The sequence below is a fragment of the Stutzerimonas urumqiensis genome (genome assembly GCF_003640395.1).
Lineage (GTDB): Bacteria > Pseudomonadota > Gammaproteobacteria > Pseudomonadales > Pseudomonadaceae > Stutzerimonas > Stutzerimonas urumqiensis.
The window spans coordinates 1-22,861 of record NZ_RBZQ01000013.1 but is presented as its reverse complement, the minus strand read 5'-3'; the positions used below and the strand labels follow the sequence as shown (position 1 = coordinate 22,861).

18 protein-coding genes are annotated in these 22,861 nt (G+C 64.6%); 15 read left to right on the top strand and 3 right to left on the bottom strand.

The features are described 5' to 3' along the window. The first annotated feature begins 198 nt into the window (after positions 1-198). The 4 genes from xdhA to guaD all read left to right on the top strand — a co-directional run bounded on the left by xdhA (position 199) and on the right by guaD (position 6,582). A complete protein-coding gene (gene xdhA, locus D7325_RS18660; RefSeq protein ID WP_120997961.1) occupies positions 199-1,650 on the top strand; it encodes a xanthine dehydrogenase small subunit in 1,452 nt (483 codons plus the stop codon). Beyond that, positions 1,643-4,039, top strand: coding sequence for a xanthine dehydrogenase molybdopterin binding subunit (gene xdhB, locus D7325_RS18655; protein WP_120997960.1), 2,397 nt, complete (start codon positions 1,643-1,645; stop codon positions 4,037-4,039). The genes xdhA and xdhB overlap by 8 nt, the downstream gene beginning before the upstream one ends. A gap of 215 nt (positions 4,040-4,254) precedes the next feature. Then, positions 4,255-5,109: a xanthine dehydrogenase accessory protein XdhC gene (xdhC, locus tag D7325_RS18650; protein ID WP_120997959.1), complete on the top strand. Its 855-nt coding sequence runs from the start codon at positions 4,255-4,257 to the stop codon at positions 5,107-5,109. Between the two features lie 168 nt (positions 5,110-5,277). After that, positions 5,278-6,582 carry a guanine deaminase gene (gene guaD / locus D7325_RS18645; protein WP_120997958.1) on the top strand — a complete coding sequence of 435 codons (1,305 nt, stop codon included), beginning with the start codon at positions 5,278-5,280 and terminating at the stop codon, positions 6,580-6,582. Positions 6,583-7,227: 645 nt separating this feature from the next. Here guaD and D7325_RS18640 read toward each other — a convergent pair. Further along, the gene (locus tag D7325_RS18640) at positions 7,228-7,986 is read right to left on the bottom strand and encodes a GntR family transcriptional regulator (protein ID WP_120997957.1); all 759 of its coding nucleotides are present in this window, start codon (positions 7,984-7,986) and stop codon (positions 7,228-7,230) included. Between the two features lie 420 nt (positions 7,987-8,406). On the opposite strand from D7325_RS18640, the gene D7325_RS18635 reads away from it, so the two are divergent. Continuing rightward, entirely contained in the window at positions 8,407-9,753 is a 1,347-nt protein-coding gene (locus D7325_RS18635; protein WP_120997975.1) for an NCS2 family permease, read from the top strand. Positions 9,754-9,903: 150 nt separating this feature from the next. Then, positions 9,904-10,530 carry a LysE family translocator gene (locus D7325_RS18630; RefSeq protein ID WP_120997956.1) on the top strand — a complete coding sequence of 209 codons (627 nt, stop codon included), beginning with the start codon at positions 9,904-9,906 and terminating at the stop codon, positions 10,528-10,530. Between the two features lie 1,730 nt (positions 10,531-12,260). On the opposite strand, the gene uraH is transcribed toward D7325_RS18630, so the two are convergent. After that, complete coding sequence (gene uraH / locus D7325_RS18620; protein ID WP_120997954.1) at positions 12,261-12,614, bottom strand: hydroxyisourate hydrolase; 354 nt, start codon at positions 12,612-12,614, stop codon at positions 12,261-12,263. An 81-nt stretch (positions 12,615-12,695) separates the two neighbouring features. On the opposite strand from uraH, the gene D7325_RS19155 reads away from it, so the two are divergent. The 9 genes from D7325_RS19155 (at position 12,696) to D7325_RS18580 (ending at position 21,981) form a co-directional block, all read left to right on the top strand. Continuing rightward, on the top strand, positions 12,696-12,947 hold the full coding sequence (locus tag D7325_RS19155; protein WP_162988074.1) for a hypothetical protein: 252 nt from the start codon (positions 12,696-12,698) through the stop codon (positions 12,945-12,947). Between the two features lie 24 nt (positions 12,948-12,971). Beyond that, positions 12,972-13,901, top strand: a complete 930-nt coding sequence (gene puuE / locus D7325_RS18615; RefSeq protein ID WP_120997953.1) for an allantoinase PuuE — start codon at positions 12,972-12,974, stop codon at positions 13,899-13,901. Next, the gene (gene uraD, locus D7325_RS18610; protein WP_120997952.1) at positions 13,898-14,413 is read left to right on the top strand and encodes a 2-oxo-4-hydroxy-4-carboxy-5-ureidoimidazoline decarboxylase; all 516 of its coding nucleotides are present in this window, start codon (positions 13,898-13,900) and stop codon (positions 14,411-14,413) included. Before puuE ends, uraD begins: the two co-directional genes overlap by 4 nt. 60 nt (positions 14,414-14,473) lie before the next feature. After that, positions 14,474-15,469 carry an allantoicase gene (gene alc / locus D7325_RS18605; RefSeq protein ID WP_120997951.1) on the top strand — a complete coding sequence of 332 codons (996 nt, stop codon included), beginning with the start codon at positions 14,474-14,476 and terminating at the stop codon, positions 15,467-15,469. Positions 15,470-15,696: 227 nt separating this feature from the next. Further along, complete coding sequence (locus D7325_RS18600) at positions 15,697-16,200, top strand: ureidoglycolate lyase (RefSeq protein WP_120997950.1); 504 nt, start codon at positions 15,697-15,699, stop codon at positions 16,198-16,200. 47 nt (positions 16,201-16,247) lie between these two features. After that, positions 16,248-17,540, top strand: a complete 1,293-nt coding sequence (locus D7325_RS18595) for a urate hydroxylase PuuD (RefSeq protein ID WP_120997949.1) — start codon at positions 16,248-16,250, stop codon at positions 17,538-17,540. Between the two features lie 150 nt (positions 17,541-17,690). After that, a complete protein-coding gene (locus D7325_RS18590; RefSeq protein WP_120997948.1) occupies positions 17,691-19,043 on the top strand; it encodes a nucleobase:cation symporter-2 family protein in 1,353 nt (450 codons plus the stop codon). A 226-nt stretch (positions 19,044-19,269) separates the two neighbouring features. Next, positions 19,270-20,820, top strand: a complete 1,551-nt coding sequence (locus tag D7325_RS18585; protein WP_120997947.1) for a cation:proton antiporter family protein — start codon at positions 19,270-19,272, stop codon at positions 20,818-20,820. Between the two features lie 375 nt (positions 20,821-21,195). Next, complete coding sequence (locus D7325_RS18580; protein ID WP_120997946.1) at positions 21,196-21,981, top strand: outer membrane protein OmpK; 786 nt, start codon at positions 21,196-21,198, stop codon at positions 21,979-21,981. Between the two features lie 316 nt (positions 21,982-22,297). Here the strand turns inward: D7325_RS18580 and D7325_RS18575 are convergent. Further along, the coding region (locus tag D7325_RS18575; protein ID WP_425452333.1) for a sodium:solute symporter family transporter at positions 22,298-22,861 on the bottom strand (564 nt) is incomplete at its 5' end.

Sequence of the window (22,861 nt, the reverse complement as noted above, 5' to 3'; positions counted from 1 at the left end):
CTGCATTCCCGATCGGCGCTCGCTACGTTTTTACAAGGGCCCGCTCGAGAAGCACCCGCGGCTCGTTCGGCTGCGACGACACGACGCTGGATCGCTTCGCTGACTTCTGGGTCAGTTTTTTGTTGACCGAAAAGTCAGATACGGCTAATTTTCGATCCAGGCAGTCCTGCGCCAATAACAAGAACCGGAGGTCCTTCCGTGATCCAGTTTCTACTCAATCGAGAGCTGCGCACCGAGCAGTCGCTCGATCCCAATGTCACGGTGCTCAACTATCTGCGCGAGCACGTCGGCAAAACCGGAACCAAGGAGGGTTGCGCCTCCGGCGACTGCGGTGCCTGCACCGTGGTGGTGGGCGAGTTGACCGGCCCGGCCGGCGCCGAACGCATCCGCTATCGCACCCTGAACTCCTGCCTGACGTTCGTCTCGTCGCTGCACGGCAAGCAGTTGGTCACCGTCGAAGACCTCAAGCACAACGCCCAGCTGCATCAGGTGCAGCAGGCGATGGTCGATTGCCACGGTTCGCAGTGCGGCTTCTGCACGCCGGGCTTCGTGATGAGCCTGTTCGCGCTGCAAAAGAATGCCGAGACGGCAGACAAGGCCCAGGCCCACGAGGCGCTGGCCGGCAACCTGTGCCGCTGCACCGGTTACCGTCCGATCCTCGATGCCGCCGAGCAGTCCTGCTGCCAGAAGCAGCCAGACCAATTCGACGCCACCGAGGCTGAAACCGTCGAGCGCCTCAAGGGCATCGCCCCGCGCGAGACCGCCGAACTGAACAGCGGCGACAAGCGCTGCCTGCTGCCGCTGACCGTGGCCGACCTGGCCGACCTCTACGCCGCCAATCCGCAGGCCCGCCTGCTCGCCGGTGGCACCGACCTGGCGCTGGAAGTCACCCAGTTCCACCGCGAACTGCCGGTGATGATCTACGTCGGCCACGTCGAAGAGATGAAGCAGGTGGTGGTCACGGACGAGGCCATCGAGATCGGCGCCGCCACGCCGCTGACCGACTGCTACGCCGCGCTGGCCGCCGATTACCCGGATTTCGGCGAGCTGCTGCATCGCTTCGCCTCTCTGCAGATCCGCAACCAGGGCACCCTCGGCGGCAACATCGGCAACGCCTCGCCGATCGGCGACTCGCCGCCGCTGCTGATCGCCCTCGGCGCGCAGATCGTGCTGCGCCAGGGCAAGGCCGTGCGGACGCTGGCGCTGGAAGACTATTTCATCGACTACAAGGTCACCGCCCGCCAGGAAGGCGAGTTCATCGAGAAGATCATCGTCCCGCGTCCGCGCGGCAACCAGGCGTTCCGCGCCTACAAGGTGTCCAAGCGACTGGACGACGACATCTCGGCGGTGTGCGCCGCGTTCAACCTGGTGGTGGAAGACGGCACCGTGCAGAGCGCGCGCATCGCCTTTGGCGGCATGGCCGCGATTCCCAAGCGCGCGGCGGCCTGCGAGCAGGCGCTGACCGGTGCGCCCTGGTACCCGGGTGTGATCGAGGAAGCCTGCGAAGCGCTGGCCCAGGACTTCACCCCGCTCACCGATTTCCGCGCCAGCCGCGAATACCGCCTGCTGACCGCCCAGAACCTGCTGCGCAAGTGCTTCCTCGAGCTGCAAGCGCCGGCCTACGAAACGAGGGTCACCGCCTATGTCTAACCATGCCATCGTCAAGACCCAGGAAGAGATCGCCGCCCTGTTCAGGCAGGACCTCGTCACCGGCGTCGGGCGCAGCGTCAAGCACGACAGCGCGCCCAAGCATGTGTCCGGCGAAGCGGTCTACGTCGACGACCGTCTGGAATTCCCCAACCAGCTGCACGTCTATGCGCGCATGAGCGACCGCGCCCACGCGCGCATCCTCAAGATCGACACCACGCCCTGCTACGCCATCCCCGGCGTCGCCATCGCCATCACCAGCCAGGACGTGCCGGGCCAGCTGGACATCGGCGCCGTGGCGCCCGGTGACCCGTTGCTCGCCGACGGCAAGGTCGAGTTCATCGGCCAGCCGGTGATCGCGGTCGCCGCCGACAGCCTGGAAACCGCGCGCAAGGCGGCCATGGCCGCGATCATCGAATACGAAGACCTGGAGCCGGTGCTCGACGTGGTCGATGCCCTGCGCAAGAAGCACTTCGTACTCGACAGCCACACCCACCAGCGCGGCGACGCCGAGGCGGCCCTGGCCGCAGCGCCGCGCCGGCTGACCGGCTCGCTGCATATCGGCGGGCAGGAACACTTCTATCTGGAAACCCAAGTTTCCTCGGTGATGCCCACCGAGGACGGCGGCATGATCGTCTACACCTCGACGCAGAACCCCACCGAGGTGCAGAAGCTGGTCGCCGAGGTGCTCGGCGTGCCGATGAACAAGATCGTCATCGACATGCGCCGCATGGGCGGCGGCTTCGGCGGCAAGGAGACCCAGGCCGCCGGCCCCGCCTGCCTGTGCGCGGTCATCGCCCGCCTGACCGGCCGGCCGACCAAGATGCGCCTGCCGCGCATGGAAGACATGACCATGACCGGCAAGCGCCACCCGTTCTACGTCGAGTACGAGGTTGGCTTCGACGACAGCGGTCGCCTGCAGGGCGTGCGCATGGACCTGGCCGGCAACTGCGGCTATTCGCCGGACCTCTCCGGCTCGATCGTCGACCGCGCGATGTTCCATTCCGACAACGCCTACTACCTCGGCGACGCGCTGATCCACGGCCACCGCTGCAAGACCAACACCGCCTCGAACACCGCCTACCGCGGCTTCGGCGGCCCGCAGGGGATGGTCGCGATCGAAGAGATCATGGACGCCATCGCCCGTCATCTCGGCAAGGACCCGCTCGAGGTGCGCAAGGCCAACTACTACGGCAAGCACGACCGTAACGTCACCCACTACTACCAGACCGTCGAGCACAACATGCTCGAGGAGATGACCGCCGAACTCGAGGCCAGCGCCGAGTACGCCAGGCGCCGTGCCGAGATTCGCGCGTTCAACGAAAAGAGTCCGGTATTGAAGAAGGGCCTCGCGCTGACGCCGGTGAAGTTCGGCATCAGCTTCACGGCGAGCTTCCTCAACCAGGCCGGCGCGCTGGTGCACGTCTACACCGACGGCAGCATCCACCTGAACCACGGCGGCACCGAGATGGGCCAGGGCCTGCACGTGAAGGTCGCGCAGGTGGTGGCCGAGGTGTTCCAGGTCGACATCGATCGCATCCAGATCACCGCGACCAACACCGACAAGGTGCCCAACACCTCGCCGACCGCGGCGAGCAGCGGTGCCGACCTCAACGGCAAGGCGGCGCAGAATGCGGCGCAGACGATCAAGCAGCGGCTGGTCGAGTTCGCCGCGCGGCACTGGAACGTCACCGAGGAAGACGTCGAGTTCAAGAACAGCCAGGTTCGCATCCGTGACCAGTTCGTCAGCTTCGAGACCTTGATCCAGCAGGCCTACTTCGGCCAGGTGTCGCTGTCGTCCACGGGCTTCTACCGCACGCCGAAGATCTACTACGACCGCGACAAGGCACGCGGCCGGCCGTTCTACTACTACGCCTACGGCGCCGCCTGCTCGGAGGTGATCGTCGATACCCTGACCGGCGAGTACAAGATGCTGCGCAGCGACATCCTGCATGACGTCGGCGCCTCGCTGAACCCGGCCATCGACATCGGCCAGGTGGAAGGCGGCTTCGTCCAGGGCATGGGCTGGCTGACCATGGAAGAACTGGTGTGGAACGCCAAGGGCAAGCTGATGACCTCGGGCCCGGCGAGCTACAAGATCCCGGCCGTGGCGGACATGCCGCTGGATCTGCGCGTCAAGCTGGTGGAGAACCGCAAGAACCCCGAAGACACGGTGTTCCATTCCAAGGCCGTCGGCGAGCCGCCGTTCATGCTCGGCATCTCGGTCTGGTGCGCCATCAAGGACGCGGTGGCGAGCCTCGCCGACTACCGGGTGCAGCCAAAAATCGACGCGCCGGCGACGCCGGAACGGGTGCTCTGGGGCGTCGAGCAGATGCGCAAGCTGAAGGTGGCTGCCGCAGCGGTGGAGCGTACGGTGGAAGTCGAGCACTGACGCGTGCCAGCGAGATGCCAAGGCGAAGAGCTTCGCCAGCAAGCTGGCTCCTACAGGTACGGGATCGCCCACAACCGCAGCGCCAACCCGTAGGAGCGAGCTTGCTCGCGAAGCTCTGAAGACGCGCCCCAAAGGGCCGTATCACGGTAATGACCGGACGCGTTAGCGCCTGCACTGGAAAAAATTGCATGCCCACCGGGCATCGGAGAACCGAGATGAACACCTGGATCGATGCCCTCGCCGAGCTGCAGCAACAGGGCGAACCCTGCGTCCTGGTCACCATCGTCGAGGAGCGCGGCTCCACGCCGCGCAACGCCGGCTCGAAGATGGTGGTCAGTCGCACCCGCCTGTACGACACCATCGGCGGCGGCCACCTGGAGTACAAGGTCCAGCAGATCGCCCGCGACATGCTGGAGAACCGCATCCGCGAAACCCGCCTCGAGCGCTTCTCGCTGGGCGCCAGCCTCGGCCAGTGCTGTGGCGGCGCGACGGTGGTGTTGTTCGAGCCGATGGGCCAGCCGCAGGCGCAGATCGCCGTGTTCGGCGCCGGGCACGTCGGGCGCGCGCTGGTGCCGCTGCTCGCCAGCCTGCCGTGCAAGGTCCGCTGGATCGACTCGCGGGAGAGCGAATTCCCCGAGCAGCTCCCGCGCGGCGTGCACAAGGTGGTCAGCGAGGACGTGGTCGATGAGGTCAGCGAGATGCCCGCGGGCAGCTACTTCATCGTGATGACGCACAATCACCAGCTCGATCTCGAGCTGACGGCCGCCATCCTCGAACGCAACGACTTCACCTACTACGGCCTGATCGGTTCGAAGAGCAAGCGCGCCAAGTTCGAACACCGCCTGCGCGATCGCGGCTTCCAGCCCGAGACCGTACAGCGCATGCGCTGCCCGATGGGCATCGCCGAGGTGAAGGGCAAGCTGCCGGTGGAGATCGCCGTGTCCATCGTCGGCGAAGTGATCGCCACCTACAACGCGCATTTCGGTGAAAAGAGCGGAGAGAACGCCCAGGACGGCGAAAAACCGGTGCCGATGCTGGTGCCCGCATCACGGCGATCGCAGGCGGGCTGAACGGCATCCAGACATCGACTCGCGGCGAGTGACCCTGGCGTAGGAGCGAAACTCGCGAATGGATTCGCGCTAACGCTTCGCCAGCAAGCTGGCTCTTACAGCCGAAGCGTTTCCGCACGTCCCGACTTCGTCGCGCAACCCACACATAACGAGCTTCGAGAAATCTTCATGTCCCAAGCCAAAGCCTACCGTGCCGCCCTGCTCCACTGCCTCGCCAACCCGCGCGACGTGGGCATCGAGGCGTCCCATGAATACTTCGAAGACGGCCTGCTGGTCGTCGAGGCTGGCAAGGTCGCGCGTATCGGCGCCGCCAGCGAACTGCTGCCCACCCTGCCGGCCGGCACCGAGGTGATCGAGTACAAGGACGCGCTGATCACCCCCGGCTTCATCGACACCCATATCCATTACCCGCAGACCGGCATGATCGCGTCCTATGGCGAACAGCTTCTGGACTGGCTCAACACCTACACCTTCCCCACCGAGCGCGCCTTCGCCGACAAGGCCCACGCCAGCGAGGTCGCCGAGGTGTTCCTGCGCGAACTGCTGCGCAACGGCACCACCACCGCACTGGTGTTCGGCAGCGTGCACAAGGAATCGGTGGACGCCTTCTTCGAGCAGGCGCACAAGCGCAACCTGCGGATGATCGCCGGCAAGGTGCTGATGGACCGCAACGCGCCGGATTACCTCACCGACACCGCCGAATCCGGCTACGCCGACAGCAAGGCGCTGATCGAGCGCTGGCATGGCAAGGGCCGCCTGCACTACGCCGTCACCCCGCGCTTCGCGCCGACCAGCACGCCGGAGCAACTGGCGCTGGCCGGCAAGCTGTTCAAGGAATACCCGGACCTCTACATGCACACCCACCTGTCCGAGAACCGCAAGGAGATCGAGTGGGTGCGCGAGCTGTTCCCCGAGCGCAAGGGCTATCTGGACGTCTACGACCATCATGACCTGATCGGCGCGCGCTCGGTGTTCGCCCACGGCGTGCACCTGTGCGACGACGAATGCAAACGCCTCGGCGAGACCGGCTCGGCGGTCGCCTTCTGCCCCACGTCCAACCTGTTCCTGGGCAGCGGGCTGTTCGACCTGGAGAAGGTCGAAGGCTTCGGCGTGCGCGTCGGCCTGGGCACCGACGTCGGTGCCGGCACCAGCTTCTCCCAACTGCAATCGCTGAACGAGGCCTACAAGGTGATGCAGTTGCAGGGCAAGAAGCTGGACCCGTTCAAATCGCTCTACCTCGCCACCCTCGGCGGCGCCCGCGCGCTCTACCTGGACGACCGGATCGGCAACCTGCAACCGGGCAAGGATGCGGACTTCGTGGTGCTGGACTACAAGGCCACGCCGCTGATCGACTACCGTCTGCGCCAGGCGCGCAGCCTGGAGGAGCGCCTCTTCGCCCTGATGATCCTCGGCGACGACCGCACAGTGAAGGAAACCTACGCCGCCGGCGTTTCGGTACACCGCAAGGCGTAACGCCAAGCCGTAGGGTGGAAAGCGCGCAAAGCGATTTTCCACCGGACGTGCCCCGCTTTCGCAGCCCATACGCGTGGATGGCTTCGGCCATCCACCCTACCGATCATCCCGCTCCGTAGGTCGGGCGCAGGAGCGCAACGAACAACCCGCCGCAAGGGCCGCGGTTTGATGACCTCGGTGATGACCGCGCGATGAAGGAAATCTACCCGGGCGGCGTGTCAATGCCCGCAAGGCGTAACGCCAATTCGTAGGGTGGAAAACTCGCGACGCGATTTTCCACCGGTCGTGCTTCGCTTTGGCGGCGCATTCGCGTGGATGGCTTCGGCCATCCACCCTACGATCACCCCGCTCCGGAGGGCGGGTTCAGGAGCGCAGCGAACAACCCGCCGCACGGTCGCGGTTTGATGACCGCGCGATGAAGGAAATCTACACGGGCGGCGTGTCAATGCCCGCAAGGCGTAACGCCAATTCGTAGGTGGAAAACTCGCGACGCGATTTTCCACCGGTCGTGCTTCGCTTTGGCGGCGCATACGCGTGGATGGCTTCGGCCATCCACCCTACCGATCGCCCCGCCCCGTAGGGCGGGTTCAGGAGCGCAGCGAACAACCCGCCACACGGCCGCGGTCATTGCTGCGCGAATGCGCCCTACGAATTGGCTGGGCGAAGCTTTTTCTTGCCCAGGAGCAGGTGGGAGAACACCGCGTGGAGGTCGTCGGAGGCGGTGTCTTCGTCGAGGTTGAGCTTGCTGTCGATGTGATCCATGTGATGCATCATCAGCTGCACGGCCTTGTCGGCATCGCGCGCTTCGATCGCATCGATCAGCTCGTTGTGCTCATCGTACGAGCAATGCGAGCGGCTGCCGCCCTCGTACTGCGCGATGATCAGCGAGGTCTGCGATACCAGGCTGCGCTGGAAGCTCACCAGCGGCGCATTCTTCGCGGCCTCGGCGAGCTTGAGGTGGAACTCGCCCGAGAGACGGATGCCGGCGCCCCGGTCGCCGCGATCGAAGCAATCGCGCTCATCGGTCACCATCTGACGCAGCTCCGCGAGCTGCTCGGCCGTGGCGTGCTCGACAGCCAGCTCGGTGATGGCCCGCTCGACCAGTCGCCGCGCATAGAAAATCTGCCGCGCCTCGTCGACGCTCGGGCTGGCCACCACCGCACCGCGATTCGGTCGCAGCAGCACCACGCCCTCATGCGCGAGCCGGGACAGCGCACGTCGGATGATCGTACGACTGACGCCAAAGATTTCGCCCAGGGCCTCTTCGCTGAGCTTGGTACCCGGCGCCAGGCGCTGCTCGAGAATGGCATCGAAAATATGCGCGTAGACGATGTCGTCCTGGGTCCCGGTCCGGCTCTTGGCCGTGCGGGTGTGCTTCTTCAGAGGCTGCAACTGTTCGTTCATGGGTTCGTTTCGAAAAGGTCGGCAGTGCGAACTGTACTGCCTACCGGTAGCGGCGGGCAGTCCAGGCGGCGAAAAATAACAGAAAGTCTTAGGACAATTCGTATACAAAACGCGAGACGGCCTAGACGTTCCGCACATTGCCCTAGCGGCCGCTATATCCGCCTATGCTCGCGCCTTCCCCAGATCGAACCCAACCGCCCATGGCTTGGAAAGCCCCGCCTATCCGGCGAACCGGCTCCAGTTGGGTGGCTAACCCTCCGCAAAAGCCTCTTGCATTTCTTGTATACAAACACATAATCGCCAGGAGCCTTCCTGACCTCTCGGTCAATATCGATTTCAGGTCGTGGGCCGCAACGTCACCCCCTACCCTCGAGAGCCTGGCTCTGGGTGACCGACAACAAGAACGATGAGGAACACCTTGTGGACACAACCAAGCAGGAACAACAGGCCCTCGGCCTGCCCACCGCCCGCTCCGGCTGGCTCGATCGTTTCTTCAAGCTTCGCGCCCATGGCACCAGTGTCCGCACCGAGCTGCTCGCGGGCCTGACGACCTTCATCACGATGGCCTACATCATCTTCGTCAACCCGAACATCATGGCCGAGGCCGGCGTGGACCACGGCGCGGCCTTCGTCGCGACCTGCATCGGCGCGGCGCTCGGCTGCTTCCTCATGGGGCTGTACGCCAACTGGCCAGTCGGGCTGGCGCCGGGCATGGGACTCAACGCCTTCTTCACCTACACGGTGGTCGGCGAAATGGGCTACAGCTGGCAGATCGCGCTGGGTGCGGTGTTCATTTCCGGCGTGCTGTTCGTGATCATGAGCCTCTCGCGCATCCGCGAATGGCTGCTGAACAGCATCCCGATGAGCCTGCGCTTCGCGATGGGCGCGGGGGTGGGCCTGTTCCTGGGCTTGATCGGCCTGAAGACCGCCGGCATCGTCGTCGACAGCCCGGCCACGCTGCTGACCCTCGGCTCGTTCGGCGAACCCTCCGCCCTGCTGGCTGGCATCTGCTTCCTGTTGATCGCCGTGCTCAGCCATCGCAACGTCTTCGGCGCCATCCTGATGAGCATGCTGGCGGTCACGGCGATCGGCTGGATGTTCGGTCTGGTCGAATACAACGGCCTGGTCTCCATGCCGCCGAGCCTGGCGCCGACCTGGCTGGCGATGGACATCGCCGGCGCCTTCAATGTGGCGATGGTCAGCGTGATCCTCGCGTTCCTGTTCGTGAACATGTTCGATACGGCCGGCACGCTGATGGGCGTCGCCCACCGCGCCAACCTGGTCGACGAGGACGGCAAGATCCAGGGCCTCTCGCGCGCGCTCAAGGCCGACAGTACCTCCAGCGTGGTCGGCGCTTTCGTCGGCTGCCCGCCGGTGACCAGCTACGTGGAAAGTGCCTCGGGTGTGGCAGCGGGCGGTCGCACCGGCCTCACAGCGATCACGGTCGGCGTGTTGTTTCTCGCGGCGATGTTCTTCGCGCCGCTGGCGGGCATGATTCCCACCTATGCCACCGCCGGCGCGCTGATCTACGTGGCGATGCTGATGATGAGCGGCATGGCGCACATCGACTGGAAGGACCATACCGACACCATCCCGGCGATCGTGACCGTGGTGATGATGCCGCTGACCTTCTCGATCGCGAACGGTATCGCGCTGGGCTTCCTCACCTTCGCCACGCTGAAGATCCTGACCGGCCAGCGTGACAAGGTGTCGATCAGCCTGTACGTGCTCTGCGCGATCTTCATCGCCAAGTTCGCCTTCCTCTGATCCGAGGCGAACCGGGCCCCGTCGCGTCATGCGGCGGGGCCGTTGTATGTTCAGGCCGGTCATTCGCGAAACGCGACGACCGGCCAACCGATAACCCGGCTGCCACGTGCAGCCGATTCATCTGGCACCGAGCCCCTGGAGGCACCCGTCATGAGTCTGGAGACCTGGTTGTTGTATGCAAGCGCAGCGTTGGTGGTGATCCTCATCCCCGGCCCGCTGTCGCTGCTGATGATCAGCAACAGCCTCAATTACGGCCTGCGACGCTCCTGGCCGGCGTTCGTCGGCGGCGTGAGTGCCTCAATCATCCTGCTCAGCGCTTCGGCACTCGGCCTGGGCGCGCTGCTGCTGGCTTCGGAGCGAGTCTTCAGCGTGCTCAAGATCGTCGGCGCGCTCTACCTCTTCTACCTTGCCTGGCAGAGCTGGCAGGACTCGCGCCGGGCCGCCACCCCCGCCTCGATCGCAACCGGCCTGCCGAAGCCGCGCGCGGGTGCGCTGTTCTGGCGAGCGTTCGGCCTGGGCGCGAGCAACCCGAAAGACATCCTGTTCTTCGCCGCCTTCCTCCCCCAGTTCCTGTCGGCCGACCGGCCCTTCGTACCGCAACTGCTGACGATGATCGCCACCTGGGCAGTGCTCGACCTGCTGTGCAAGCTGGCCTATGGGCTGGGCGCGCAGGGGGCGGCGCGGTTCCTGCGTACCGGACGCGGGCATCTGTGGTTCAACCGGACCAGTGCGGCGCTGTTCGGGGGGGCGGGGGCGGCTTCCTTGATGAGTCGCTGATGGACATGCGGCCTGGCCGGGGCCGTTGCGCTTTGCCCGGCACAGCCGCAGCTTGCGCCTTGCACGGCGCGAAATGTTTTTGTAGGAGCCCGCTTGCGGGCGAAGCTTTTGTCTTTTGGCTTCACGATCTGGCGTTTTGGACGCCGCGCTTTCCTTGGCCCGGACGGCAGATTGCGCCTTGCACGGCGCCTCACTTTTCTTTGTCTGGGCAAAGAAAAGTAAGCAAAAGAAAGCCCACCCCTGCATCCGGCCCCGGCTTTGCCGGGGTTCCCTCCCTCCGGTGCCGCTCCAGGGGCACGCCACGAAGGGCCATCCATGGCCCTCGCGGCTCTCGCGGCATCCCTGCCGCTCAACCCCCTCCACGACACCTGCGCTCGGCCTTCTGAAGGGGCGAGTGGTGTGGCCTGATGGTTTTGGTGGGAAGAGCCAGAAAGCGAAGCAGAAAACCAGACAGCAAAGCTGTTGTGATCTTGAGCGGAAGACAACCGTAGGGTGCATTCGCGAAGCAATGCACCGGTTTCGCTTCGGCGGCGTTCTGTTGTGCCTTGCACGGCGCGAAATGTTTTTGTAGGAGCCCGCTTGCGGGCGATGCTTTTGTCTTTTGGCTTTGCGGGTCTGGGGTTTTGGACGTTGCGCTTTCCTCGGCCCGGGACTACAGGTTGCGCCTTGCACGGCGCCTCACTTTTCTTTGTCTGGGCAAAGAAAAGTAAGCAAAAGAAAGCCCACCCCTGCATCCGGCCCCGGCTTTGCCGGGGTTCCCTCCCTCCGGTGCCGCTCCAGGGGCACGCCACGAAGGGCCATCCATGGCCCTCGCGGCTCTCGCGGCATCCCTGCCGCTCGACCCCTTCCACGACACCTGCGCTCGGCCTGCTAATGGGGCGAGGGGTGTGGCCTGATGGTTTTGGTGTGGCAAAGCCAGAAGCGAAGCAGAAAAGCAGAAAGCCGAGCGGTTGTGGTCTCGAACGCGGGACAACCGTAGGGTGCATTCGCGAAGCAATGCACCGGTTTTGCATCGGCGGCGTCCCCGGCGGATTGTTCGCTTCGCTCCTGAATCCGCCCTACGTCTGTAATGCAGCAATCACCCAAACGTCAGCCACCGTAGGGTGGAAAACCGCAACGCGTTTTCCACCGCTTGCACGTCAACGAAGCCTTTACCTGGCTGACCATGTGTACCCAACCGGCGCGTGCTCAGACTTTTGATTCGCTTACACCTCACTCCCAGACCACTCGAACCATCCCCTTTCATCCGGCCGAACGCAGGCGTTGCGCAGGGGGACGCGAAGCAGGACGCCGAGCGAGGCGCGGCGGGACAGGACGTCCCGTCGTGACGCACCCCCGGAGCGGCGCCGGAGTGAGGGCAGTCTGGCTGCGTAGCAGGCAGCCCCGGATGATGGGGTCGCCTTCTCTTTGGTTACTTTCTCTTGGCGAGACAAGAGAAAGTGACGCGCCGTGCAAGGCGCAAGCTGTAGGTCGGGCCGAGGAAAGCGCGGCGTTCGAAGCGCCTGAGCGAAATGCCGAGAGACAAGAACAAAAGCATCGCCCGCAAGCGGGCTCCTACACGCGCCGTGTAAGGCGCAATCTGGAGGTCAAGGCCGAGGAAGGTGCGGCGATCCTGCGCCTGAAAAAGAAGCCAGCCCCTCGCATCAAGCCCTCCCCCGTCTGGGCAAAAAAAACCCGCCACGAGGGCGGGTGCAAAAGACTCGGGGAGAGTCATCACGCTGGTAGAAACTCTAGCTACCCCGATAGGTCGAGTAGCTGTAAGGCGAAATCAGCAGCGGCACGTGGTAGTGCGACTGGTTGGCATCGATGCCGAAGCGCAGCACCACGACATCCAGGAAAGCCGGTTCGGGCAACGCCACGCCACGGGCGCGGTAGTAGTCGCCCGCGCTGAACTGCAGTTGGTATACACCGGAACGGAAGCTGTCGCCTTCGAGCAGCGGGCTGTCGCAACGCCCGTCGTCATTGGTGGTGCGGGTGGCGATGCGCTCCAGGCGGTCACCCTCAACGCGGAACAGTTCGATGGCGATGCCCTGGCCCGGGCAACCGTGAGCGGCATCCAGTACGTGCGTGGTCAGACGTCCCATAGATGTCAGGCACTGGCGTCGAGACGCGCGGGCCAAGCCTCCTGTGTGGTTCATGAGTCGGGCGATGGGGTCGAGCATAGCATGGGCGATTCGACTTTCAATACACTTGCTACGATTTTTGTACACAATTTTTCCATAACTGCACCGACCGAAAATCTGTTCGACCAGACCGGCACCCCTCAGGCTCGGGTCACGCCAGGCATCCCGCACATCATCAAGAGCATCGCCAGAGCCTCAGACACGGCATGCGATTGTGATTTACAAAATGAAAAATCATTTGTATACAATTGGCACACAACGGTTGCGCCAGCGGGGATTCAACTGGCGCCCTAGAAAACGAATACAGGAAGAAAAACAGTGAGCGCTGACTACCCACGCGACCTCCTCGGCTATGCAGCCAATCCGCCCCACCCTCATTGGCCGGGGGATGCCCGCATCGCCCTGTCGTTCGTCCTCAATTACGAGGAAGGCGGCGAGCGCTGCGTTCTGCACGGGGACAAGGAGTCCGAGTCCTTCCTGTCGGAGATGGTCGCTGCGCAGCCGCTGCCCGGCGTACGCCACATGAGCATGGAATCGCTCTACGAATATGGCAGCCGGGCTGGCGTCTGGCGTCTGCTCAAGCTGTTCCGCGAGCAGAACATCCCGCTGACGATCTTCGCCGTGGCGATGGCCGCCCAGCGTCACCCCGAGGTGATCAAGGCGATGGTCGCCGATGGTCACGAGATCTGCAGCCACGGCTATCGCTGGATCGACTACCAGTACATGGACGAGGCGCAGGAGCGCGAGCACCTGCTCGAGGCCATCCGCATCCTCACCGAGCTGACCGGCGAACGCCCGGTGGGCTGGTACACCGGGCGCACCGGCCCGAACACCCGCCGGCTGGTGCGCGAGGAAGGCGGCTTTCTCTACGACTCGGACACCTACGACGACGACCTGCCCTACTGGGACCCGGAAAGCACGCCCGAGAAGCCACACCTGGTGATCCCCTACACGCTGGACACCAACGACATGCGCTTCACCCAGGTGCAGGGCTTCAACACCGGCGACGACTTCTTCAAGTACCTGAAGGACGCTTTCGACGTGCTCTATGCCGAAGGCGAGGCCGGCGCGCCGAAGATGCTGTCGATCGGCATGCACTGCCGCCTGCTCGGCCGGCCGGCGCGGATCGCCTCGCTGATGCGCTTCATCGATTACGTAAAAGGCCATGACAAGGTCTGGTTCGCCCGCCGCGCCGACATCGCCCGCCACTGGCACGCCACCCATCCGCTGAAGGAGAGCGCCCAATGAGCCGCTTCCAGACCCTGACCCCGTCCAGCCTCGACCGCGATCAGTTCGTCGCCGCCTTCGCCGACATCTACGAGCACTCGCCCTGGGTCGCCGAGCAGGCCTACGACCGCGGCGCCGATGCGAGCCTCGACGACATCGAGACGCTGCATGCACGCATGGCCGACATTCTGCTGAGCGCGCCGCGCGAGACCCAGCTGGCGCTGATCAATGCCCACCCCGACCTCGCCGGCAAGGCGGCCGTCCGTGGCGAGCTGACCGCCTCCAGCACCTCGGAGCAGGCCGGCGCCGGCATCCACGAATGCACCGCCGAGGAATTCGCCCGCTTCACCGAACTGAACGATGCCTACAAGGCCAAGTTCGGCTTCATCTTCATCATGGCGGTCAAGGGCAGCAACCGGCACCAGATCCTCGCCGCGTTCGAGGACCGCCTGCACAACACCCCCGAGCAGGAGTTCGAGCGCGCGCTCAAGGAGATCAACAAGATCGCCCTGTTCCGACTGCAGGCGATGTAACGAGCAATACCGCAACACAGGCTACACAGGCAGAAACCGCTTCTTTCAAGGCAGAACTCCATGAAAACCTACGCCGTACCCTTCGAGAAATACGTCAACCTGGCCGACGCCCGCCTGGGCACCAAGGCCATCTCCGTCACCGACGACTGGTTCGCCGACGTCAACCGGCTGTTCCAGCCGACACCGGCCGTATGGAAGGAGGGCGTGTTCGATGACAACGGCAAGTGGATGGATGGCTGGGAGTCGCGCCGCAAGCGCTTCGAAGGGTACGACCATGCGGTGATTCGCCTCGGCGTGCCCGGCTCGATCAAGGGCGTGGACATCGACACCAGCTTCTTTACCGGCAACTTCCCGCCGTCGGCCTCGCTGGAAGCCTGCTTTGTCGCCGAGGGCGATCCGACCGACGCCACCGTCTGGACCGAAGTGCTGGCGGCCGTCGAGCTCAAGGGCAACAGCCACCACTACCACGAGATCGCCAACGACCAGGCCTTCACCCACCTGCGCTTCAACATCTACCCGGATGGCGGCGTGGCGCGCCTGCGCGTGTATGGCATTCCGTTCCGCGACTGGAGCAGCGTCGGCGACAACGAACAGGTCGACCTCGCTGCGGCGTTGAACGGCGGTCGTGCGCTGGCCTGCTCGGACGAGCACTTCGGCCGCATGAGCAACATCCTCAACCCGGGTCGCGGCATCAACATGGGCGACGGCTGGGAAACCGCCCGCCGCCGCACCCCGGGCAATGACTGGGTCATCGTCGCGCTGGGCCATCCGGGCGAGATCGAGCGCATCGTGGTCGACACCCTGCACTTCAAGGGCAACTACCCGGACAGCTGCAACATCCAGGCGGCCTACGTGAAGGGCGGCACCGACAGCCAGATCGAGACCCAGAGCCTGTTCTGGCGCGAGCTGCTGCCGAGCCAGAAGCTGGAGATGCACGCCGAGCACGAGTTCGTCGAGCAGATTGCCAAGCTCGGCCCGATCACCCACGTCCGCGTGAACATCTTCCCGGATGGCGGCATCAGCCGGCTGCGGTTGTTCGGCAAGGTGGCGAAGTAACAGGGGCAACAGCGTATTCGTAGGAGCGGGCTTGTTCGCGAATCAAGCGGTGTCATTCGCGAGCAAGCTCGCTCCTACCAACTGATCTTCAGCTTCGTGCGGTGAGCTTCAACCCACGTGGGCCAAGGGAGCTGTATGGCGTCCAAAGCCACCCGATCACCGCCCCATCAAAAACAAAAGACACCTCGCCGCGTGTGAGGTCATCAACCGGAACAAGCAGAGCAGCCATGCGCACACTGATCATCGAGCCCCTGACCAAGGAAGCCTTCGCCCCCTTCGGCGACGTCATCGAGACCGAAGGCAGCGACTATTTCATGATCAACAACGGCTCGACCCGTCGCTACCACATGCTGGCCAGCGTCGAGACGGCCAAGCCGGAGGATCGGGCAATCATCAGCATCTTCGCCGCCGAAGCGCTGGAGATGCCGCTGACCGTGCGCATGCTCGAACGCCATCCGCTGGGCAGCCAGGCTTTCATTCCGCTGCTCGGCAACCCCTTTCTGGTCGTGGTCGCGCCATCTGGCGATGCACCTGTACCGGGCCTCGTCCGCGCCTTCCGCAGTAATGGCAGGCAGGGCGTCAATTACCACCGCGGCGTCTGGCACCACCCGGTGCTGACGATCGAAAAGCGGGATGAATTCCTGGTGGTCGATCGCAGCGGTTCTGGCAACAACTGCGACGAGCATTTCTTCAGTGAGGAAGAACAAGTCCTCCTCGACCCCCAACCCTAATAAGAAAGCCCGGCTTTCCAAGTGATCGCCGGGAAGAGGTACGCAAAATGGATGCTCATCTGACCGAGTGGCTCAACCTGCTCATCCGCTGGATTCACATGATCGTCGGCATCGCCTGGATCGGTGCGTCCTTCTACTTCGTCTGGCTGGAAAACAACCTCAACCGCAAGAACCCGCGCGACGGGCTATCCGGCGATCTCTGGGCGATTCACGGCGGTGGTATCTACCACCTCGAGAAGTACAAGCTCGCCCCGCCGAAGATGCCGGACGACCTGCACTGGTTCAAATGGGAGGCCTACACCACGTGGCTGTCGGGCGTGGCCCTGCTGACCGTCGTCTATTACCTGAACCCCAGCCTCTACCTGATCGCGCCCGGCAGCGACATGAGCCCTGCCGTCGCGGTGCTTACGGGCCTGGCCTCGCTGATTGTCGGCTGGTTCATCTATGACCTGCTATGCGATTCGCCGCTAGGTAAGCGCCCCGCGCTGCTGGGCCTGGTGCTGCTCGGTCTGGTAGTGCTCGCCGCGTTCGGCTATTCGCAGATCTTCAGCGGTCGTGCGGCCTACATCCATACCGGTGCGCTGATCGGCACCATCATGGTCGGCAACGTGTTCCGCATTATCATGCCGGCGCAGCGTGCGCTGGTTAAGGCGATCGAAGAGAACCGCACCCCCGATCCGGTGCTGCCGGCCAAGGGTCTGCTGCGCTCGCGTCACAACAATTACTTCACCCTGCCGGTGCTGTTCATCATGATCAGCAACCACTTCCCGAGCACCTACGGGAGCGAGTGGAACTGGGCGATCCTGGCGGGCATCTCGGCGTGCGCGGTGCTGGTGCGGCATTACTTCAACACCCGTCACGAGAGCAACCGTTTCGCCTGGGCCTTGCCGGCTGGCGCCGTCGGCATGATCTGCCTGGCCTTCGTCACCTCGCCGAGTCATCAGGCCGGTGTACCGAACGTCGCCGCCATCAGCCCGCGCGAAGCGAGCATCGCCGAACAGGGTGGCTTGCCGAATGCCACCGAGCAGAGCCCGCGTGAAGCCAGCATCGAGGCTCAGCAGGCCGCACACGCCGCGCCGGATGGCTTCGCCAAGGTCGAGCAAGTGATCCACGAGCGTTGCACCGTCTGCCATTCGGCCCAGCCGAGCAGCACCATGTTCAGCGCCGCCCCGGCCGGGGTGATGTTCGATACGCCTGAGCAGATGCAGCAGATGGCCGCCAAGATCCATGCGCAAGCAGTAGCCAGCCAGATCATGCCGCTGGGCAACATCACCAAGATGACCCAGGAAGAACGCGATCTGCTTGGCGACTGGATCGCCAAGGGCGCGCCGATTCCCTGAGCCCGAACGAGGCCGCGTCTTTTATCGACGCGGCCTTTTCCTTTCTCGTACCCGTGAGACCCAACCCGCCACGTATTTCTGATTAACCTGTATTCGCCTGGCCGCTGCCAGGCCCTCGACGTCCAAGAACAATAGCCCGAGGCCTTTGCGATGAATCCAGTCCCCCCGCCGGTCGCGCCCGCGCGCACCGACGAACAGCGTCTCCCCGCGCTGCAACTCCTGCTGGTCGGCCTGCAGCACGTGCTGCTGATGTATGGCGGCGCGGTCGCCGTACCGCTGATCGTCGGCCAAGCCGCTGGCCTGTCACGCGAGGAAATCGCCTTCCTGATCAACGCCGACCTGCTGGTCGCGGGCATCGCGACACTCGTGCAGTCACTCGGCATCGGCCCGGTCGGCATTCGCATGCCGGTGATGATGGGCGCCAGCTTCGCCGCGGTGAGCAGCATGGTGGTGATGGCCGGCATGCCCGGGGTCGGCATGACCGGAATCTTCGGCGCGACCATCGCCGCAGGCGCCTTCGGGCTCGTCATCGCGCCCTTCGTGTCCAAGATCGTGCGCTTCTTCCCGCCGCTGGTGACCGGGACGGTCATCACCTCGATCGGCCTGTCGCTGTTCCCGGTCGCCATCAACTGGGCTGGCGGCGGCAGCACCGCCAGCGAGTTCGGCGGCCTGCCCTATCTCGCCATCGCCGCCGCGGTGCTGGCGACCATCCTGCTGGTCAACCGCTTCCTGCGCGGCTTCTGGGTCAATGTCTCGGTGCTGATCGGCATGGCGCTCGGCTATGTCCTGGCGGGCGCCTGCGGCATGGTCGACCTTGGCGGTCTGGATGCCGCCCCGGCGTTCCAGCTGGTCGAGCCGAATCACTTCGGCACGCCGCAATTCCTGCTTGCGCCCATCCTGTCGATGTGCCTGGTTGTGGTGATCATCTTCGTCGAGTCGGCAGGCATGTTCCTGGCGCTGGGCAAGATCACCGGGACGGAGGTCGATCCCCGCCTGTTGCGCCGCGGCCTGCTGTGCGATGCCGGCGCGACCTTCGTCGCCGGCTTCATGAACACCTTCACCCATTCCTCGTTCGCCCAGAACATCGGCCTGGTACAGATGACCGGGGTACGCAGTCGCTACGTGACGGCGGTGGCCGGGGTCTTCCTGATCAGCCTCAGCCTGCTGCCCAAGGCGGCGTTCCTCGTCGCCTCGATACCGCCGGCGGTGCTCGGCGGCGCCGGCATCGCCATGTTCGGCATGGTCGCGGCGACCGGCATAAAGCTGTTGCAGGAAGCGGACATCGCCGACCGTCGCAACCAGCTGCTGGTCGCGGTCAGTATCGGCATGGGCATGACGCCTGTGGTGCGGCCCGAATTCTTCGCCCAGCTGCCGCACTGGATGGAGCCGATCACTCATTCGGGCATCGCGATGGCGACGCTCAGCGCGGTCACGCTCAACCTGTTGTTCAACGTCCTCGGCGGCCCCGAGCGCGAGCACGCCAGCGGCGCCGCTCACGGGTAACGCCGGGTACAGCCGCGCCTGTTCCGCAACCGAGTGCGGAACAGGCGCGGTGCTTCACCTCCCCTCCCGGTCTTGCCGACGACTCGCCCCTTCCCGCCATGCCTTCGAGGCAACCCTCTGACCGAAATACAGGCCCCACAGGCCACCGTTCGCCGAGCGCAACTGCCCGGCTCGGGCCTGGATGGCTACAATGCGCGCCCGCCCGATTCGTCAGAAAGGAACCCTCATGATCGAAGCCACATGGATTGCCTTCGCCTTCGTGCTCGGCCTCGCGGCACGCCTCATCGGCCTGCCGCCCCTGGTCGGCTATCTCGGCGCCGGCTTCGCGCTGGCCGCCTTCGGTAGCCATGTCGGGCTCGGCCCGCGAGACAGCCACGTGCTCGAGCACATCGCGCATCTGGGCGTGTTGCTGTTGCTGTTCACCGTCGGCCTGAAGCTCAAGCCGAGCAACCTGGTGCGCCGCGAGGTGATCGGCGGCGGGCTGCTGCACTTCGTCATCTCCAGCGTGCTGTTCCTGCCGGCGATCCTGCTCATCACCGACGTCACCGTGCAGCAGGCGCTGATGCTGTCGATCGCGCTGTCCTTCTCCAGCACCGTGCTGGCGGCCAAGGCGCTCGAGAGCAAGCGCGAGCTGCGGGCCTTTCATGGTCGCGTCGCCATCGGCGTACTCATCATCCAGGACCTCGTCGCACTGCTGGTGATGAGCCTGGCCGCGGGCAAGGTACCGTCCGTCTGGGCGCTCGGCGTGTTCGCCCTGCCGCTGCTGCGTCCGCTGCTGTTCCGCCTGCTGGACGCCAGCGGCCATGAGGAACTGATGGTCCTGCTCGGGCTGTTGCTCGCGCTGGTCGTCGGCGGCTACGGCTTCGAGACGCTCGGGCTGAGCTCCGAGCTGGGCGCGCTCGCCTTCGGTGCCATGCTCGCCAAGCATCCCCGGGCGGGCGAGTTGTCCAACGCGCTGTGGAGCATCAAGGAAGTCTTCCTGATCGGCTTCTTCCTCCAGATCGGCATTGGCGGTCTGCCGGATGCCGACGCGCTGCTCTTCGCCGGCGTGATGGTGCTGCTGTTGCCGCTCAAGGGCGCGCTGTTCTTCTTTCTCTTCCTGTTGTTCCGCCTGCGCGCACGCAGCGCCTTTCTCACCGGCGTGAGCCTGACCAACTACAGCGAGTTCGGCCTCATCGTGGCCAGCGTCGTCCTGCCAGAGTGGATCATCCCGCTCGCGATCACGGTGTCGCTGTCGTTCGTCGTGTCCGCGCCGTTCAATCGCATCTCGCACGGGCTGTACGACCGGCTGGCGCGGCGCCTCATCCCCTTCGAGCGGGACATCCGCCATCCGGACGAGCAGCCCGTGTCGCTGGGCGATGCGCAGATACTGATCATGGGCATGGGCCGTACGGGCCGCGCGGCCTATGACCACCTGACCGAAAAGGGCTATCGCGTGGTCAGCATCGACTCCGACCCCGTCGCCATCGAGGCGAGTCACCTCGAAGGTCGCAACGTGCTGTTCGCCGATGGCGAGGACCAGCTGTTCTGGGAGGGCTTGCACATGCCGGGCGTGCAGGCGGTGATCATGTCGATGAACGACGAAGAAGCGAAGATCATCGCCACCCAGCGGCTGCGGGCCAAAGGCTTTACCGGCCTGGTCGTCTCGCATGCCATGTACGCCGACATCGCTCGTCGCATCCAGGAGGCCGGCGCCGACCATACCTACCTCACCATGAGCGAGGCCGGCACCGGCCTGGCCGAACACGTCGCCCGCGACCTGCTCGCCCGCCACTGATTCGCCCTGCGGGACGCACCGTCGCGTCCCGCACCGGTCAGGGCTCGGCCCGCCTCGCGGCAGGCGACCGCTCGCCAAGGCCTATCGCCGTCCAGACCTGCAGCGCACGTCTCGCAGGCATCCCGCCCCACGATAGCTAGCCGCTGACCGAACGCCAGCGGCCGCAGGCGTTTGTCTTCGCGCGCAAAATATTGTGCACAATTACGTTTATTTTTTGTTTATCTAACTGTTCACAGATTGCTATAGTCAGGCCACTGCCCGCCAGGCCAGCGTTGCCCACACCGACTCGCACAAGCGGACAGTTGCGTAAAACCGGAGGCCCCGTCGCGCCCCGGCGCTGCCTTTCAGTACCAACAACAAGAAGAAGGAACACCCATGCAGCTCAAGCACTCCGCTCTCTGTCTCGCCCCGCTCGCCGCGTTGCTCGCCACGCCCGCGCAAGCCGAGGACTGGCTTCACTGGACCGACAACAGCCTGACCTACCTCTACGGGCAGGACTTCACCATCAGCCCTGGGATCCAGCAGACCGTGACCTTCGAGCACGCCAATGGCTGGAAGTACGGCGACACCTTCCTGTTCATGGATTCGATTCACTACAACGGCGAGACCGACGATGACAGCAGCTTCTACGGCGAATTCTCGCCGCGCTTTTCCTTCGGACGCCTGCTTGGCCAGGACCTGAGCTTCGGGCCGGTCAAGGACGTGCTGCTCGCCACCACCTACGAGTTCGGCGAGGGCGATGTCGAGTCCTACCTGATCGGGCCTGGCTTCAGCCTGGCGATCCCCGGCTTCGACTTCTTCAACCTGAATTTCTACCGTCGCGAAGCAGACGGTGATCGCGATGGCGACGGCGTCTGGCAGGTCACGCCGAACTGGGCGATCACCATTCCGGTCGGCAATTCGGACATCCGCATCGATGGCTTCATGGACTGGGTCGTCGACAACGACGAGGGCTACCACAGCAACCTGCACTTCAACCCGCAAATCAAGTACGACCTCGGCAAGGCCTTGAACTGGGGCGAGAAGCAGCTCTATGTCGGCATCGAGTACGACTATTGGAAGGACAAGTACGGCATCGACGACGACAGCTTCCTCGGCGACGAAGTACTGGGAGGCACCGATCAGAACACCGCCAGCCTGCTGGTGAAGGTGCACTTCTAAACGGATTGGCCGGCGCCGGGTAGGCGGCATCGGCTGATGGAAAGGGGATGGCCACACGGCCATCCCCTTTTTTTCAACCGCGCCAAGGATCAGCCCCGCGGCATTCGCTCAGCCCACCGCCTTCCCTCTGGTGGGCTAAAGCCCACCCTACCGTCCTGAATCCGCCCTACGGCTGAAATCCGGTCACGCCCCCTGTAGGAGCCCGCTTGCGGGCGATCCGGCGAGTATCGCCGGCAAGCCCGACTCCACGGCCAATGAAAAAGGCCATGACGGTCGCCCGCCATGGCCCTCTTTACTACCGGTACCGCTCCAACGATCAGCCCGCGTGGTATTCCCGCTCGGCCGCCTCGAAACGCTCGACGATGGTCGTCGACGGGGCCGGGCCCATGCGGCTGACGATCAGGATCGCGAGGCTGGCGAGGATGAAGCCGGGGATGATTTCGTACAGCCCCAGCCCGATGAACTCCTTCCACACCACCACGGTGACGGCGCCGACCAGCATGCCGGCGAGTGCGCCGTAGCGGGTCATGCGCTTCCACAGCAGCGAGAACAGCACCACCGGCCCGAACGCCGCGCCGAAACCGGCCCAGGCGTAGGACACCAGGCCCAGCACTTTGCTCTCCGGGTTGGAGGCGATGCCGATGGCGATCAGCGAAATCAGCAGCACCATCGCACGGCCGACCCACACCAGCTCGGTCTGCGACGCGCCCTTGCGCAGGAAGGCCTTGTAGAAGTCCTGCGTCAGCGCGCTGGAGCTGACCAGCAGCTGGGCACTGAGCGTACTCATCACCGCCGCCAGCACGCCGGACAGGATGATGCCGGCCACCCAGGGGTTGAACAGGATCATGGTCAGTTCGAGGAACACGCGCTCGCCGTTCTC